18 protein-coding genes are annotated in these 15,976 nt (G+C 74.0%); 9 read left to right on the forward strand and 9 right to left on the reverse strand.

Features of this window, described 5'->3' with window-relative positions:
- Positions 1-47 precede the first annotated feature (47 nt).
- A complete protein-coding gene (locus tag NCI01_RS20475; RefSeq protein ID WP_254183339.1) occupies positions 48-1,322 on the reverse strand; it encodes an SMI1/KNR4 family protein in 1,275 nt (424 codons plus the stop codon).
- A gap of 217 nt (positions 1,323-1,539) precedes the next feature.
- On the opposite strand from NCI01_RS20475, the gene NCI01_RS20480 reads away from it, so the two are divergent.
- Both NCI01_RS20480 and NCI01_RS20485 read left to right on the forward strand, forming a co-directional pair.
- Positions 1,540-2,121 carry a TerD family protein gene (locus tag NCI01_RS20480; protein WP_254183340.1) on the forward strand — a complete coding sequence of 194 codons (582 nt, stop codon included), beginning with the start codon at positions 1,540-1,542 and terminating at the stop codon, positions 2,119-2,121.
- A 141-nt stretch (positions 2,122-2,262) separates the two neighbouring features.
- A complete protein-coding gene (locus NCI01_RS20485; protein WP_254183341.1) occupies positions 2,263-2,517 on the forward strand; it encodes a hypothetical protein in 255 nt (84 codons plus the stop codon).
- A 112-nt stretch (positions 2,518-2,629) separates the two neighbouring features.
- Here the strand turns inward: NCI01_RS20485 and NCI01_RS20490 are convergent, their stop codons facing one another.
- On the reverse strand, positions 2,630-2,947 hold the full coding sequence (locus tag NCI01_RS20490; RefSeq protein ID WP_254183342.1) for a hypothetical protein: 318 nt from the start codon (positions 2,945-2,947) through the stop codon (positions 2,630-2,632).
- A 126-nt stretch (positions 2,948-3,073) separates the two neighbouring features.
- Here NCI01_RS20490 and NCI01_RS20495 point away from each other — a divergent pair, with 126 nt between their 5' ends.
- Positions 3,074-3,262 (forward strand): hypothetical protein, encoded by a 189-nt coding sequence (locus tag NCI01_RS20495; RefSeq protein ID WP_254183343.1) that lies wholly within the window; start codon positions 3,074-3,076, stop codon positions 3,260-3,262.
- A 13-nt stretch (positions 3,263-3,275) separates the two neighbouring features.
- On the opposite strand, the gene NCI01_RS20500 is transcribed toward NCI01_RS20495, so the two are convergent.
- From NCI01_RS20500 to cobU, 3 genes are read right to left on the reverse strand one after another with little or no spacing between them, the layout of a single operon-like run.
- The gene (locus NCI01_RS20500) at positions 3,276-3,887 is read right to left on the reverse strand and encodes a nucleotidyltransferase domain-containing protein (RefSeq protein ID WP_254183344.1); all 612 of its coding nucleotides are present in this window, start codon (positions 3,885-3,887) and stop codon (positions 3,276-3,278) included.
- A complete protein-coding gene (locus NCI01_RS20505) occupies positions 3,884-4,417 on the reverse strand; it encodes an AAA family ATPase (protein ID WP_254183345.1) in 534 nt (177 codons plus the stop codon). Before NCI01_RS20505 ends, NCI01_RS20500 begins: the two co-directional genes overlap by 4 nt.
- Before the next feature lie 17 nt (positions 4,418-4,434).
- A complete protein-coding gene (gene cobU / locus NCI01_RS20510) occupies positions 4,435-4,962 on the reverse strand; it encodes a bifunctional adenosylcobinamide kinase/adenosylcobinamide-phosphate guanylyltransferase (protein WP_254183346.1) in 528 nt (175 codons plus the stop codon).
- A 60-nt stretch (positions 4,963-5,022) separates the two neighbouring features.
- Between cobU and NCI01_RS20515 the strand changes: the two genes are divergently transcribed.
- Positions 5,023-5,868, forward strand: a complete 846-nt coding sequence (locus NCI01_RS20515) for an SDR family NAD(P)-dependent oxidoreductase (protein ID WP_254183347.1) — start codon at positions 5,023-5,025, stop codon at positions 5,866-5,868.
- Positions 5,869-5,887: 19 nt separating this feature from the next.
- On the opposite strand, the gene NCI01_RS20520 is transcribed toward NCI01_RS20515, so the two are convergent.
- Together NCI01_RS20520 and cobT are read right to left on the reverse strand one after the other, a co-directional pair.
- Positions 5,888-6,652, reverse strand: coding sequence for an adenosylcobinamide-GDP ribazoletransferase (locus NCI01_RS20520; RefSeq protein WP_254183348.1), 765 nt, complete (start codon positions 6,650-6,652; stop codon positions 5,888-5,890).
- Positions 6,649-7,713, reverse strand: coding sequence for a nicotinate-nucleotide--dimethylbenzimidazole phosphoribosyltransferase (cobT, locus tag NCI01_RS20525; protein ID WP_254183349.1), 1,065 nt, complete (start codon positions 7,711-7,713; stop codon positions 6,649-6,651). The genes NCI01_RS20520 and cobT overlap by 4 nt, the downstream gene beginning before the upstream one ends.
- 54 nt (positions 7,714-7,767) lie before the next feature.
- Between cobT and NCI01_RS20530 the strand changes: the two genes are divergently transcribed.
- The 5 genes from NCI01_RS20530 (at position 7,768) to ctlX (ending at position 13,121) form a co-directional block, all read left to right on the forward strand.
- A complete protein-coding gene (locus NCI01_RS20530) occupies positions 7,768-8,316 on the forward strand; it encodes a 2'-5' RNA ligase family protein (protein WP_254183350.1) in 549 nt (182 codons plus the stop codon).
- 33 nt (positions 8,317-8,349) lie between these two features.
- On the forward strand, positions 8,350-8,553 hold the full coding sequence (locus NCI01_RS20535; protein ID WP_191196112.1) for a hypothetical protein: 204 nt from the start codon (positions 8,350-8,352) through the stop codon (positions 8,551-8,553).
- Positions 8,554-8,581: 28 nt separating this feature from the next.
- A complete protein-coding gene (locus NCI01_RS20540; RefSeq protein ID WP_254183351.1) occupies positions 8,582-9,682 on the forward strand; it encodes a threonine aldolase family protein in 1,101 nt (366 codons plus the stop codon).
- A gap of 78 nt (positions 9,683-9,760) precedes the next feature.
- Positions 9,761-12,058: a hypothetical protein gene (locus NCI01_RS20545; RefSeq protein WP_254183352.1), complete on the forward strand. Its 2,298-nt coding sequence runs from the start codon at positions 9,761-9,763 to the stop codon at positions 12,056-12,058.
- Between the two features lie 31 nt (positions 12,059-12,089).
- Positions 12,090-13,121, forward strand: a complete 1,032-nt coding sequence (gene ctlX, locus NCI01_RS20550; protein WP_254183353.1) for a citrulline utilization hydrolase CtlX — start codon at positions 12,090-12,092, stop codon at positions 13,119-13,121.
- Here ctlX and NCI01_RS20555 read toward each other — a convergent pair.
- Positions 13,100-13,900 (reverse strand): ceramidase domain-containing protein, encoded by an 801-nt coding sequence (locus tag NCI01_RS20555; RefSeq protein WP_254183354.1) that lies wholly within the window; start codon positions 13,898-13,900, stop codon positions 13,100-13,102. The genes ctlX and NCI01_RS20555 overlap by 22 nt on opposite strands.
- 19 nt (positions 13,901-13,919) lie before the next feature.
- The gene (locus tag NCI01_RS20560; protein ID WP_254183355.1) at positions 13,920-15,968 is read right to left on the reverse strand and encodes a PhoX family protein; all 2,049 of its coding nucleotides are present in this window, start codon (positions 15,966-15,968) and stop codon (positions 13,920-13,922) included.
- Between the last annotated feature and the right edge of the window lie 8 nt (positions 15,969-15,976).

A 15,976-nucleotide genomic window follows, 5' to 3' on the forward strand; every position in this document is an offset into this window, starting at 1 on the left:
CTCCCAGCTCGGGTCATTCGACCGGCCGGGGCGACGGATAGTCCGGATCAGGACCCGGCGCCCGTGGCGGATCCTCGGGGAGGCGAGAGTCGTTCGAGCAGGGCCCGCGCCAAGTATCCGTAGGCCCCGTCGAGCAGGTCGGGCGCGCGCTGCCTGACCTCCTCCGCGGCCCCGCACGCGTCGAGGGCATGCAGAATCGCGTGGCGCGTTTCGTCGAACGGCATCCGCTCATAGGCAGCGACCAGGTCGGGAACCCACGCCGGGTCCGGTAGCTGCGAGAGCAGGCGCGCTGCTGCCAGCACCGTCGAGACGTCACCGTGGCGCAGTCGAGCGGCGGCGATCGTGGGCGCGCGCGGATCGCCGGCCCGGGCGAGGTACCAGCAGGCCCCGGCAGCGGCGAGGTGGTCAAGGGCCTCAGGCGTCCCGATCCGCGCCAGCGCCGCGTGGACGAAGTCCTGCTGCCACGCCTCGAGCTGCAGCCCCCTGAGGGCCGTCACGACCTCTGGGTCACCGATGCGCGCCAGAGCAGACGTCACAGCGTGTGTCGCGACGCCCCGACGTGCCGCATCGACCAGAAGATCCTTGGCTTCCGGTGACCGTACCCGCGCCAACCGCTGGACCGCCGGCAGCTCCCCGGACTCCGCCCCAGCCACGAGCAGCAACGCCTCCGCCTCGTCCACATCGACGCCGAGGTGCTCCTCGACGGTGTCCTGCAGGTACGCACGAAACGAGGACCAGCGGATGGTGCCCTCCTTGTGGTGCTCCCAGACCTCCCACTCCTCGCCCGGACCCGGGTCGCCGACCGGGACGAGCAGCGAGCAGTTGGCATCGAAGCTGCGCGCGATGGCAAGCGCCTCCTGCATCGGCCGGTGATCACGCACCTCGCTACCCTCGAACACAGGCCCCGGCTCAGCACCGCCGTCATCCGCTGCGTCGATCTCGTCCTGCATCTCCACCCAGATCTCGACCGCGTGGGGATCGACCTCGACGTACGGTCGCACCTCGCCCGCAGGAACGAAACCCCACGCCTCGCCGACGTCGCCGGACCGATACGAGCTCGTCGTCAGTGCGCCCATCGTGTCGCCGTGTGTCCCGTCGGAGAGCAGCAGGAACTGCCGGTACGACGGCGGAAATCCCACCCCCAACCTGCGTTCAGCAGCGGCCACGGCCGACTCGGTTGCCGGCGGGCGGAGAAGGCTGCCGGTGCGCGCCGCCGCCGGCACGGGACGCTCCAGGGCCCCGACGTGCGCCAGACAGACATCGCTCCACTGGCGCAACAACCCTTCCAGGTCGTCGGCCGGCAACCGGCTCGGGTGCGCCATCCCGGCACCCTAGGGCCGGGGCCGCCTTCGCGCAGCCGATCGCCGTTTCCGGAAAGCGTCGTGAACTGCCCCGGGGGCCTGGGACAGCAGGTGAGTCCTACCGCCGCTGTCGGCCCATCCGGGGATCGGCGTCGTCGTCTGCCGCAGCACGACTCATCGGATCCGAAGGGACGCTCCATGTACGTTCTGAACCATCGCCTGACGGAGGGAGCGACCCGTGATCGAGCTGACCGAGGGCCAGGAGCTCACCCTCACCACCGCGGACGGGAAGCCCCTGACCAACGTGCAGATGGCCGTGGGCTGGGACCACGCCCCGACGGCCGGCTTCATCGGCAGCGGCGCAGCGCCCATCGACCTCGACGCCTCGGCCGTGCAGTTCGCCGGCACCCAGTTCTTCGACATCGCCTTCTTCAACCACCTCGGGACCCGGGACGGATCGGTCGTCCACCTGGGCGACAACACCACCGGGAAGGGCCAGGGTGACGACGAGGTGATCACCGTGGACCTGGGCCGGGTCTACCCCAAGGTCGACTCGATCCTGTTCCTGGTCAGCAGCTACCAGGGGCACTCCCTGGAGTACATCCGCAACGCCTACTGCCGCCTCGTCGACGACGACGGCACCGAGCTGGCGCGCTTCACCCTCACCCTCGGGGTGCGGGAGACGGGGCTCGTCATGGCGAAGCTGTTCCGCGACGGGTCGAGCTGGAAGCTCCGCGCCATCGGGACCGGCATCGCCCTGAAGACGCCGACGGACTCGATCGAGGCGCTCGTGCCCTTCGTCCAGCCTCGTCACGAGTGACCGTCATCGGTCCCGTCGAGGTGGGCGCCCCCGTCGGTGCCTAGGCTGGGCAGCCGTTCCCGAGCACGAACAGAGGTCGCTGTGCCCGCCACCCGTTCCGCCCGACAGAGGAAGGCCAGCGCCGACGCAGGAGAGCTGGCCGTGGTCCGCATCGACGTGAGCGCCGACGACTCCTACGCCTACAAGATCTCCTGCACGCAGTGCGAGGTCCCGCGGCCCGGGACCGGCACCCGCGCCTGGAGCACCCGCCGGCCGGGGGAGGACAACGGCTACCTGCCCGCGCTGGATCGGTGGATCCTCCACCTCGCGTCCAGGCACCCCGACGCCGGAGCCCCGTGCCTCGACTACCTGCCCGAGGCCCGGGCACGCCTGCAGGAGCGACGCGAGTCCCGCTGATGACGGCTGGGGAACGATCTGCAGGCCGATCGGCGCGATCACGATGCGTCTGGTTCCCCAACCGCGTGAGCAGTCGTCGCATGCCGGGGCACGCGAGCCACGGCGCTCCCGGTCAGCCACCGTCCTCGGCCTCGAAGAGGGCCTGACGCTGCCGCGCCGTGTCCATCGCCGCGAGGAACTTGTCGTCGTAGTCGGGGTCGTCCGAGCGGACCGACGCGATCACGTGCTCGTCGAGGACCCGGGTGTCTCCCTCTCTCACCTTCTGCAGCACGACGCGGGTCTCTCCCTCGACGTCGTAGTGCCCCACGCGCCAGGTGCCGGCGGGCGCCACCCGAGGACCCTGGCCCGTGGAGCGCAGGAGGTGCGACGCCGCCCAGAAGGTCACCAACCCCACGACGCCGATCAGGATGAAGGCTTCCACCATGACCACGTCCCGATTGTGCGCCGCTGCCTGTCCTGGTGTCAGCAGCGTCGTCACGGCACGTGCAGGGAAACTGCGCCTGATCTGCGGGGCTCGTGGGAGGCAACACCTCCGGGCTTCGGCTCACAGTGAGGTGTGAGCAACCAGCCCTCCGCCCGCAGCAGGGTCGCCGACGTGGTCGCCACGCTCGCGGTCCTGGTGGTCGGGGGATCGCTGCTGGCCATGACTGCTCCGCTGGTCTCCGCGCTCGCCGTCGTGCTGACCGCCGTGCTCTACGTCCCGATGCGGGTGCGCGCCATCGGCAGCCGCAGGACCGCCGGCTGAAGGACGGCCGGCTCTACAGCGCGTCGAGCCACCGGTGCCCGGGGTGGGCGAGCTCGAGGGACGAGCGGAGCCAGGCACGCGCGCCCGGGTCCAGGAGGGGTGCGCACACGTCGAAGTCGACCTGGTCCTTGGGCCGTACGACGCGGGCCTTGTGCAGCAGCTGCACCTCGGGTCGGAGGTAGGTGATGCCGTCGTGGCTCCAGAGGATCTCCGCGAGCGGGCGGGTGATCCGGGCGTCGCGCTTGTAGGTCCAGGTGGTCGGGGTGGCGTGCGTCAGGATGACGTCGTACTCCCACGGCTCGGCGCCGCTCGGGCGGAGCCAGAGGTTCTCGCACGTCTCCGGCAGGGGGACCGCGTCGTCGACCACCGCCGTCAGGGTGCCGCTGTCGGCCTGCCAGACGTCCAGCCGGCCCTCGAGGTGCCGGCGCAGGTCGGCGACGTCGGACCGCAGGATGCTCGGGTCGAGGTCGTCGTGCGGGCGGGGGACGCCGGTGAACGCCTCGATGGCCCAGCCGCCGGCGATCCACCACGGGCGGTCGTAGCCCTCGAGCAGCGCGACGGCGTCGCGGGGCGTCCGGGCGCGCCAGGGCCCGTAGAGGCGGACGGCCTCGTCGTGGTCGGTCACCGCGCCTCCCGAGCGGTGTCCCACCCGCAGTCGGCGCTGACCACGCCGAGGACGTCCGCCGTCGACGCGTCGGCGCCGATGCAGGTCTCCTGCAGGCCGTCGACCAGCGCCCGGCCGTACCACCAGTCACGCATCTCGGCGGCCCCGAACTCCGCTGCCTTGGTCTTGGTCCGGTGGCGGCGCAGCGTCTCCTCGAAGGGCAGGTCCCAGAAGTAGGCGACCGTCCGGCCGAGGTGGTCCCGGGCCAGCCGTCGCAGCATGTCGCCGTAGCGGTCCGGGTGCAGGATGCCCTCCACGACGACGGAGAGGCCCCGGTCCAGGGCGAACCTGGCCATCAGGTCCATCAGGTCGATCGCGGGGTTGCCGGGTGTGTCGTGGGCCCACAGGACCTCGCGGCGCACGACGTCCTGCGAGATCACCGCCAGGCGGTCCCTGCCGAGCCGTTGCTGGAGGGCGCGGGCGACGGTGGTCTTCCCGGAGCCGCTGTTGCCGCGCAGCACGACGAGTGCCGTCCCGGGCGTGCCGACCACGTGTGCTCCGCCGCCCGTCAGAGCCGCAGCACCCGGCCGGCGACGACGAGGTGCACCTCGTCGCAGGCGGCGGCGACGCGCTGGTTGACGACGCCCAGCAGGTCGCGGAAGAGCCGGCCGGAGCGGTGCTCGGGCACGATGCCGAGGCCGACCTCGTTGGTCACGAGCACGACGTCCTGCTCGCAGCGGGTCAGGGCGGCGACGACCTCGTCGGTGCGGGCGAGGACGAGGTCGTGGACGGCGTCGGAGTCGCGCTCCCACGCCCCCTCCGCGTCGATGACCGCGGTGAGCCAGGTGCCGAGGCAGTCGACGAGCAGCGGGGCGTCGGCCTCGGCCAGCACGCCGGCCAGGTCCTGGGTCTCGACCGTCCCCCAGGAGGCGGGCCGGCGGTCGCGGTGGGCGTCGATCCGGGCCGCCCAGTCGGGGTCCTGCTCGCGGTCGGGCGGCGTGCCGGTGGCGACGTAGGTGGCGGGGGCGCCGCCGATCAGGTCCTCGGCGTGGGTGGACTTGCCCGACCGGACTCCGCCGGTGACCAGGATCCGCATGGCGCGCATCCTGTCAGAGTCGGTGACGGATCGGACGCGAAGGCGTGGGTACGGGCCTGCATGACTGCTGACACGACGTCCACCTCCGACGCGACACCGACCGCCACCCCCGGTGGTGACCGCCCGCTCGCGGTCGTGACGGGCGCCTCGAGCGGCATCGGCCTCGAGCTGGCCCGGCAGTTCGTCGACCACCACTTCGACCTCATCGTTGCTGCCGAGGATGCCGAGATCGCCGTCGCGGCCGCGGTGCTGCGCGCGCAGAGCGGCGGCCAGGTGGACCACGTCCAGGTCGACCTCCGCGACGAGCAGGGCGTGGCCGACCTCTACGCCAGGATCCGCGCCGACGGCCGCCCGCTGGCCGCGATCGCGCTCAACGCCGGCCACGGCCAGGGCGGTGCGTTCGTCGACACCGACCTCGCCGACGAGCTCTCGATCATCGACCTCAACATCACCTCGACGGTGCGCCTGGCCAAGCTCGTGCTGCGCGACATGGTGGCCCGCGACGAGGGCCGGGTGCTGGTGACGTCGTCGATCGCCTCGACGATGCCGGGCTCCTTCCAGGCGGTCTACAACGCCTCGAAGTCCTTCCTCCAGTCCTTCACCGAGGCGCTGCAGAACGAGCTGAAGGACACCGGCGTCACGCTGACCTCGCTCATGCCCGGACCGACGGAGACCGACTTCTTCGAGCGCGCCGACATGGCCGAGGACACCAAGGTGGGCACGTCGGAGAAGGACGACCCCGCGCAGGTGGCCAGGCAGGGCTTCGAGGCGCTGATGGCCGGCAAGGACCGCGTCGTCGGCGGCGGCCTGAAGACCAAGGTCCAGGAGGCGGCCGGCAAGGCGATGCCCGACAAGCTCAAGGCGGCCGTGCACCGCCGGATGGCCGAGCCGGGCACCGGCGACTGACCGGAGGGCGCGGGCCTGCTCAGGCGGTGGCGGCCGCCAGCACCAGCACGGCGAAGGAGACCTCCACCACCGCGCCCAGCACGTCGCCGGTGACCCCGCCGAGGCGTCGTACGCACCGCAGCAGCAGCGCGAGCACGACGCCGACCGTCACCACCAGTCCCGCGAGCAGCGCTCCGACCGAGCCGAGCCCGTGGCCGGCGAGGCCGACGACCACCCCGCACAGCAGCAACGACGCGACGGCGGCGACGACCGGCACCGACCCGACGTGCGTCACTCCGAGGCCGTCGGCACGGGCGGCAGGCACGCCGCGGACGCAGGCGAGGGCGAGCGCGACGCGTGAGGCGCACACCAGCAGCCCGACCACCCACCAGCCGTGGTCGTGCCGCACGACCGCGGCCAGTCCGGCGGCCTGCAGGCCGGCGACCAGCACCACCGCGACGACACCGGCCGGTCCCACGGGGCCGGTGCGCATCACCTCGAGCGAGCGCGCGGGGGAGTAGGACGCGGTCAGGCCGTCGGCGGTGTCGGCGAGGCCGTCCCAGTGGAAGGCCCGGGTGCCGAGCGCGAGCGCCAGCAGCACGACGTACGCCGTCGCGAGGGGCGGCAGCCCGATCCAGCCCGCCACCAGCACCACCGCGGCTGCCACGACCCCCAGCGGCAGGACCGCAAGCGGCGCGAGCAGCATCGCGACCCCGGCGACCGACCGGTCGACCCGGCCGGGCGGAGGCACCCTGACGGCGGTCAGCGTGCCGGTGGCGAGCAGCCACGCGTCACGGACGATCACGAGGGCGGGGTCTCGGGCAGGATCTCCGCGAGCAGCGCCACGTCCCGCATCACGGCGATCCCGGAGCGCAGGACCGGCAGGGCCGCGACGGCCCCCGAGCCCTCGCCCAGGCGCATGCCGAGGTCGAGGACCGGCTCGAGGCCGAGCGCCTTCAGGGCATGGGCCTGCGCGGGCTCGGTCGAGCGGTGACCCGCGAGCCACCAGGCGGCCGCACCGGGCGCGTGCGCCTCGGCCACGACCGCGCACGCCACCGACATCAGGCCGTCGAGCAGGACCGGTGTGCCGCGGGTGGACGCCTCGACCAGGAACCCCACGGTGGCGGCGAGGTCGGCGCTGCCGAGGGTGGCGAGCACCTCGACCGGGTCGGACGTGCGACCCTCGGTGCGGGCCAGCGCCTGCGCCACGACGTCGCGCTTGCGGGTCCAGCCGTCGTCGTCGATGCCGGTGCCGCGCCCGGTGACCTCGTCGGCGGGCAGGCCCAGGGTCGCGGCCACGAGCGCGGCGGCGACGGTGGTGTTTCCGATGCCGAGGTCGCCGCTCATCAGCAGCTGGGCGCCGTCGTCGACCAGCTCGCCGGCCAGCTCGGCGCCGAGGGCGAGGGAGCGCTCGGCCTCGGCGCGGGTCAGGGCGTCGGTGAGGTGGATGGCGCCCGAGCCGCGCCGGACCTTGCGCGAGGTGACCTCGGCCGGCAGGTCGTCGAGGTCGGCGTCGACGGCGACGTCGAGCACCGTCACGGTCACGCCGTGCGCACGCGCCAGGGCGCTGACGCCGGCGCGGCCCGCGACGAGGGTGCGCACCATCGCCTCCGTGATCGCGGCGGGGTAGGCCGAGACCCCGTGCGCGGCGACGCCGTGGTCGCCGGCCAGCACCACGAGGCGTACGTCGGTGAGCGGACGCGGCGGCACCACGCCCTGCGCAGCGGAGAGCCAGACGCCGAGCTCGCCGACGCGTCCGAGCGCGCCCGGCGGCGTGGCCAGGCCGGTCAGGCGCTCGCGGGCGCGGGCGGCGACCTCCGGCGAGGGCGGGGCGACGTGCGGCGGGTCGGTGCGGAACTCGGTCATGGCGGCAGCAGCCTAGTGACGACCGGGGCGGGGCGGCCTGCCAGTCTTGCCCGCGTGACCGGCCACTCCGTCCTCCAGCTCCCGGTGCCGCCCCTGGAGGCATGGGTGCGGGAGCGTACCGCCCACTACGACGCCGGCTTCGTCTCCGCAGACCCGCGCTTCGGGCACGCGCACGTCACCGCGCTCGGGCCGTTCGCTCCGTCGCCGTCGGTCGCGGACCTCGAGACGGTCGCCGTGCTGGCTGCGGAGACTCCACCGATCACGGTGCGGCTGGCCGACCTCGCCCAGTTCCCCAGCGGGATCATCCACCTCGTGCCCGACCCAGACGACGCGCTGCGTGGGCTGACCGCACGGCTGGTGGCCGCCTTCCCCGCGTGGCCGCCGTACGGCGGTGAGTTCGGCGCCGACGTGCAGCCGCACCTGACCGTGGACGCGGCCTCCGACCACGTCGACCTCGCCTCGACCGCGGCGTTGCTCGCCGACGTCGTGCCGGTCGACGTGGTGCTCGACCGGCTGCAGCTCGCCTGGTGGGAGACCGACCGGTGCCACGTGATCGAGGAGTGGCCGCTCGGCCGCCGCCCGGCTCGGTGCCCGGCTCGTTGACCCGCGCGGGGACCCGCGTGGCAGGATCACGGCATGGCTTCATGGGCGCACCTCGAGATCACCGTCGACGACCAGGGCAACGTGGAGGTCGGCGGCTACAACGCCGACCCCGAGGCGCTCGTGGAGGGCACGGAGTCGTGGGAGGACCTGCTCTCCACCCTCGGCGTCAACGGCTGGGAGCTGGTGCAGGTCATCCCCGGCGTGGAGACGACCTACTGGTTCAAGCGCCACGCCTGACGTCCCCTGACGTGCGGGTGACGTCGGCGTGAACGACCTCCACGACCGCTTCCGGGCGGCGTCGGCGTCGGCCGAGTGGATCTTCCACCGCCCACCGTCGACGCCCGCGGCGATGCTGCGCGAGCTCGCCGACTTCGCCGAGGACGCCGACCTCGCGTGGGACCGCTACGGCGAGCGCGGCGCGGTCGCCCAGCTCGAGGCCGAGGTCGCCGAGCTCCTCGGCAAGCCGACCGCCGTGATGTTCCCGAGCGGCGTGATGGCGCAGCAGGCGACCCTGCGGGCCTGGTGCGACCGTGCCGGCTCGCGGCGGGTCGCGCTGCCCGACCTCTCGCACCTCGTGCACCACGAGCAGGACGGCCCGCGGCGCGTGCTGGGGCTCGAGCTCGAGTGGCTCACCACCGGGCGGCGCACCGCCACGGCGGACGACCTCGCCGCCGTGGGCGGCCGGCTCGGCGCGGCGATGGTCGAGCTGCCGCTGCGCGACGCGGGCTGCCTGCTGCCGTCGTGGGGCGAGCTCGTCGCCCTGTCCGAGGCCGCCCGTGAGCGCGGTGTGAGCCTGCACGCCGACGGCGCCCGCATCTGGGAGTCGGTGTCCTACTGGGAGCGCAGCCTCGCCGACGTCGGCGCGCTGGTCGACTCCATCTACGTGTCGCTCTACAAGGGGCTCGGCGGCCCCAGCGGCGCACTCGTGGCCTGCCCCGCGGACCTCGCGGGCGAGCTGCGCTCGTGGCGCCAGCGGATGGGCGGCACGCTCTTCTCGCTGACCGCCCCGGCGGTGGGCGGCCTGATCGGCCTGCGGCAGCACCTCGACCGGTTCGGCGCCTACCGGGCCTGGGCGGTCGACCTCGCCGCGGCCCTGCGCGAGCGCGGCTTCCGGACGTTCCCCGACGAGCCGCACATCGGCACCTTCCTCGTCTGCTCACGAGGCACGGCCGACGAGGTCAACGAGCGGGTCGTCAGGTTCGTCGAGGAGCGAGGCCTCGTCGCGTGCGGACTCTGGCGCGACGCCGACGTGCCGGGGTGGGTCCAGACAGAGCTGACCTGCTACGAACCGGCGATCCGCCACGACCCGGCCGACGTGGCTGGTTTGATGTCCGCAGCCGTCGGGGAGGGTCCACCCGGCATCTAGACGGAGCGCGGGGGAGTGACGGTGGACGGACGCGTACGACGCGGGGCACGGCACGCAGCGGCCCGGCACGCAGCAGTCTTGGGCATCCTCGTCGCAGGAGCATCCTGGGGCCTGGCCGCACCTGCCCAGGCCGCGGGCGACCTGTGCGACCCGGCCGTCGTCTTCGACGGGGCCGACGTCCTCGCCGACCGGGCGGTGGCCCGGGCCGCGCGCGCAGCCTTCGACGACGGGCGGGTGACGGTGAAGGTCATCGCCTGGCGCGACACACCCGGGTCCGGCGACCTCTACGACGCACTGGTCGACGCGCGCCGGCAGTGCGGGGGCTGGGGCTTCACGGGCGGCGGGCGCGGGTCGCTCCTCGTCCTCGCGGTGTCGGTCGACGGACGCGAGCTCGGCAGCCACTACGACGGCCGGGCCTTCGACCGCTTCGACGCGGCCCGCGACGGCGTCGAGCTCGACGCGATGGGACCGGCCTTCGGCAACGGGGCCTGGACCGACGGCATGGTGGCCGGCCTCGACGGCTACGCCGACGCGTACGCCACGGGCGGGTCGGCCGACGACCCGGGTGTCCGCCCGGGCAGGCTGCCCGACGGCTACACCCGCGATCCCGACGACGGCGGGAGCGGCGACACGAGCGACGGCGTGGACGTCCCGGGCTGGGCGCTCGGGGTCCCGGTCGGGCTGGCGGCCTTGGGCGGCGCGGGCTGGGGCGCCACCCGCGTACGACGACGGCTCCGGGAGCGCGCGGCGGCGCGGGCCGCGCTCGGCGCAGCGACGAGCGCGATGGCACAGGCGTGGTTCGAGCTCGACGAGAGCAACGAGCTCACCGACGCACGGGTCTCCGCCCTGCCGCCCGTCAGCGACTCGGTCGCCGACCGGATCCGCGCGGAGCACGCCCGGGCCGTCGCGGTGCGCGACGCAGCGACCGAGACCTACCTGCGGCTCTCCGAGCAGCACACCGACGCAGCGATCGCGGAGGCGGACACCGACGAGACACTGCGGGCGGCGCACGACGTCGAGTCGGCGACCGGAGACCTGACCCAGGCGCGCGCCGCGATGGGGGCGGTCGAGGAGCAGCTCTCCGGCTACGACGCGCTCCGCGAGGAGCTGCCCGCGCGCATCGCCGCCCTGCGCGACCGGGCGACGGTCGTGTCCGGCCTGATCGCGGACCGCCGGGACGAGGGCTACCGCACCACCGACAACGACCCGGCCCCGCAGGCCGCCGAGGAGGCGGCCCGCCGGGTCGAGGAGCTGGTCGCCGCCCAGCGCTTCGGCGACGCCGGCGCCGCGGTCGAGCGTGCTGACACCGACCTCGCCGCCCACGAGGCGTGGCTGACCGGCCTGGCCGCCTTCCGGGCCGCGCTGGAGCGTGACACCGCCGCGCTCCGCGAGCGCGCCGTCGGGCTGGACCGTGCGATCGCCGACGCCTACGTCACCACCGAGGGGCTCGAGCGCGACCAGGACCCCAGCTGCGTCGAGGGCGTCCGCGTCGCCGTCGACCGAGCGGCGGCTGCGCGCAAGGCCCTCGACGGGGCGCTCCGCACCGTGGAGGCGCACACCTCGATGGCCGACCAGCAGTTCGCCCGCGCCCGCGAGGAGCTGACCGCGGCCCAGCAGTCCGCCGAGGCGATCGCGGTGGACGCGGCGCTGCCGGCCCAGCGGGTCGAGCGGCTCCGGGCGCTGTCGGTCGACCTGCCGCTGCGCGTGCAGCGCGCCGTCGTCGAGGCCGACGCCGTGCAGGGGCAGGTGACCACGCACCCGGCGGCGATGACGTTCCTCGCCGACGTGCCGGACGTCGCGACGCTGCGCGCCGGGGCCGTCTCGGTCGGTGACGACCTGGCCACGCCCCGCCCGCCCTACCTCCGCCTCGACGAGCAGCTCGCCGAGGTCGAGGCCGGGCTCGTGCGCGCCCGCGCCGAGGTCGACAAGGCCATCGCCGACCACGAGGCGTCGCAGCGCGCCCTGGAGGAGGCCGCCTCCGCCATCGCCGCGGCCCGCGGGGAGGTAGGGCACGGGGACGTCTCCGGCGCCGCCCGCGACCTGCTCGAGGAGGCCGAGGGCCTCCTCGCCCGGGCCGAGGCCGAGACCGGGTCGCTCGCCGCCATCACGTCCGGTGCCGAGGACGCCAAGGACGCCGCCCACCGGGCCGGCGCCCGCGCCCGCCAGGACCGCCGCGACGCCGAGCAGCGCCGCGAGGCCGCTCGACGGGCCGCGGCCGCCAGCCGGCGCAGCTCCGGCGGGGGCGGGTTCGGCGGGGGGGCGCGCGGTGGCTCACGCGGCGGCGGCTCCCGCAGCGGCGGTGGAGGTGGTTCGCGCAGCTTCGGCGGCGGCGGTGGGTCGCGGCGCGGCGGCGGCGGGGGCTCGCGCGGGTTCTGACGACCGCCCCGGGGTGCCCTACATTCCTCCCGTGAGTGCCCAGGCCCCCTCTGCAGTGATCCTCGTCCGCGCGACCAGGTTCGTCCCCAACCCGGCGACCGCGGCCGACAACGCCTTCCAGGCCGACGCCCCGTCGGGGCAGACGGAGGAGTCGACGTCGGCCCACGCGGTGGCCGAGATGGACGCGCTCGCCGAGGCGCTGCGCGCGGTCGGCGTACGGGTCCACGTCTTCGACGACGACGACCACACGCGCCCCGACAGCGTGTTCCCCAACAACTGGGTCTCCACCCACGCCGGTGGCGCGGTCGCCGTCTACCCGATGTATGCCTCCAACCGGCGCCACGAGCGACGCGCCGACGTGCTGGAGATGCTCAAGTCGGAGTACCGCGTGCAGACGATCGTCGACTACTCCGGCCTCGAGCCCGACGGCGTCTTCCTCGAGGGCACCGGTGCCATGGTGCTCGACCACGTCTCGCGCGTCGCCTACACCGCCCGCAGCCACCGCGCCGACGCCGCGGTGCTCGAGCGCTTCTGCACCGACTTCACCTACGAGCCGATGGCCTTCGACGCCGTCGACTCCGACGGTGTGCCGGTCTACCACACCAACGTCATCGCCTGCATCGGCACCGACGTCGCGATGATCGCGCTGGGGATGATCCCCGACGAGCACCGACGCGAGCAGGTGCGCGAGCGGCTCGCCGTCACCGGCCGGACGATCGTCGAGCTCACCGAGGAGCAGATCCGCGAGTTCGCCGGCAACGCGGTCGAGCTGTGCGGTCGTACGGCCGACGGCCGGCGCCGCTACGTGATGGCGATGTCCGCGCGGGCGAAGCGGTCGCTGCGCCCCGAGCAGGTGGCGGCGATCGAGGAGTCGTGCGAGATCGTCGCCGTCGACATCCCCACGATCGAGCTCGCCGGTGGCTCCGTGCGCTGCATGATCGCCGGCATCCACCTCGACCGTCGCCCGCCACTGGCCCAGGCCGAGCTCACCGAGGCCGTCGAGGCGATCAACGAGGACAACCCGGTCACCCCCGACGGCCGCTACGTCGACGGCAACGCCTGAGGCACGCGCGTGTGCTCGGAGGCGTAGAGGCGGTAGAGCCAGTAGGCCGCGACGGCGCCGAGCAGGTGCCAGGCCGCGTGGCCCTGGAGGAGTGAGTCGGGGTCGCACCACCCGGCGTTGCTGAGCAGCCAGACGGTGAAGGCGACCAGCATCGCCGCCAGCGCCACGACGCCGTGGCGGAGCACCCTGCCGGTCTCGCCGCGCCGCCACAGCAGGGTCTCGAGCACGACGGCCACGACGAGCAGCACCCCGAAGGCGAGGTTGCCGGCGTGGTGGACGACGGGGACCGGCTCGGGCCAGAGCCCGACGAGCTCGCACGCCGCGACGCAGGCGACGTACGCCGTCACGAACGAGGCGGTGCCGCGCCGGGTCCACCGGACCCAGGCCCAGGCCGCGGCGAAGCCGGCGACGAGATACATGCTCAGCAGGTCGAGGTGGCCGCCCCAGGCGCTCTGGGTGGCGTGCATCGCCGCGGAGCCGGGGCCGAGCAGCACGACGACGCAGGCGAAGAAGGTCGCCACCGTCGTCGACATCACGTGGTCGCCGTGCGGCGGCGCCGTCCGGCGCTGGGCGTGGTGCGCGACCAGGAGGCCGGCGACGACGAAGCCGAGGTTGGACAGCGAGTTGGCCGGCTGCAGGACGAGCCCGTCGCGGGCACGCTCGCAGAAGTCGCCGCCGCGCCCCACGTCCGGGCCCAGCCAGCCCTGCGTGACAGCGAGCGCCAGCAGGGCGGTCGACCCGGCCGCGACCCCGGCAGTGGTGGTGAGGGGTCGCGGCACGGGTCGATCGTAGGAGCTCTCAGGCGCGGGTGACCTGCACGACCGTCGGGCGCGGTCCGGCGAGCTGGCCGGCCGGGGCCGAGGCGCCGACCGGCACGTAGTCGGGGAAGCGGGACTGCGGGGCGGCCCACGTGCCGTCCTCGCCCGGGTGCTGGACGGCGACGAAGACCGAGTCGTCGCGGTCGCGGATGACCGGCCCGCAGGTCTCGGCGCCCGACGGCACGGCGAGGAACTGCTGGACGTGACCGCGCTCGGGCCCCTCGACCGGCACCTTGAAGAGGCCGTCGTTGACCTTGATCGCGCTGGGCTGGCCGTCGGTCGAGACCCACAGGTTGCCCAGGCTGTCGAAGGCGACGTTGTCGGGGCACGAGATGGGCGAGACCGGACCGGTCCAGCCGCCGAAGTAGCGCCCCGCGGAGGCCTCGTCGCCGCAGACCAGGAACAGGTTCCAGTCAAAGGTGTCGACCGTGTGGTCGCCGCCCGTCGGGATCATCTCGACGACGTGGCCGTCCTTGTTGGCTGGGCGCGGGTTGGGCTCGGTCGGCCCCTCCTTGCCCACCTTGCCGCGGTCGGTGTTGTTGGTGCAGGCGACGTAGATGCGGCCGTTGTGGAGGTTGGGCTCCACGTCCTCGGGGCGGTCCATCTTGGTCGGCTGGACGGCGTCGGCGGCCAGGCGCGTGTAGACCAGCACCTCCTCGAGCGTGAAGCCCGGGACCATGGACTGCCCGCCGCGGGTCAGCGGGATCCACTCGCCCGTGCCGTCGCTCACGCCGTCGCCGAGGCCGTCACCGGTGAAGCGGGCCACGGACAGGTCGCCCTCGCTGAGCAGGGTGAGGTTGTGGCGTCGCGCCTTCGGGCTGTTGCCGGGGCGCATGGTGTCGCGCGAGACGAACCGGTAGACGTAGTCGAAGCGCTCGTCGTCGCCCATGTAGGCCACGACGTGGCCGTCGCGGTTGACGATGACGTTGGCGCCCTCGTGCTTGAAGCGGCCCATCGCGGTGTGCTTGACCGGCGTGGAGGTCGGGTCGCTCGGGTCGACCTCGACGACCCAGCCGAAGCGGTTGGGCTCGTTGCGGTAGTCGGCGGTGGTGGCGTCCCACCGCGGGTCGAGCGAGCGCCAGTTGCGCGAGTCCTGGGTGGCGGAGAGCCCGTAGCGCCTCTCCTTCGGGTCGGTGCCGGTGGCGCGGAAGTACTGGTTGAAGTTCTCCTCGCCCGACAGCACGGTGCCCCACGGCGTGGTGCCGCCGGCGCAGTTGTTCATGGTGCCGCGGACGGTGCGTCCCGTCGGGTCGGCCGCGGTCTGGAGCAGCGCGGACCCGGCGGCCGGACCGTCCACGGCGAACGGGGTGTCGAGGGTGATGCGACGGTTGAGCGGCGCCCCGGGGACGTACGACCACACGTCGCCGCGCTTGCGGCGCCGGAGCTGGACGACCGACATGCCGTGCGCGGCCCAGGCGGTGCGGATCACGGTCGCCGGGTCCGTGCCGGGCGGGAACATGATGCCCTCGTTGGTGTACTCGTGGTTGCACACGAGCAGCGCCTCGGTGCCGGCGCGGTTGGTCTCGATGATGTCGAGGTAGTCGTTGTTGTAGCCGAACTGGCCGGCCTGCGCCTCGGGCGTCTGGGCGTCGGGGTCGAAGGCCGGGGCGCCGGCGAGGATCGGGTCTCCCCACCGCAGGATCGGGTCCCAGCGGTAGCCGACCGGCACGGTGACGTCGTCCACCGTGGTGGCGGCCGGCGCGATGGGGCTGAAGGGGAGGGTGCCGGGCCTGCCGTGGCCACCCTTGCCCGGCTTCGGGCCGGGAGCCGGTGCGGCGGCGGCGCGGCCCATCGGGACCGCGGTCAGTGCGGCGACGGAGAGGCCGGTGCCGACGACGGAGCGGCGGCTCAGGACCGAGCTGGCGACGTCGCGGAAGTAGGACGTCTCGGTGGTGTTGGGCACCGGGGCTGAGCAGGCGTCACCGCACCGCAGGTGGCAGGTCACGGCGCTGCGGCTGCCGTGGGTCTGGCCCACCATCGGCAGCAGCGTGCGGGTCGGGCTCGGGCTCGTGGTCGGACGAAGCGGCATGGGGGGAG

The sequence above is a fragment of the Nocardioides pinisoli genome (assembly GCF_024199985.1).
Taxonomy (GTDB): Bacteria; Actinomycetota; Actinomycetes; order Propionibacteriales; family Nocardioidaceae; genus Nocardioides; species Nocardioides pinisoli.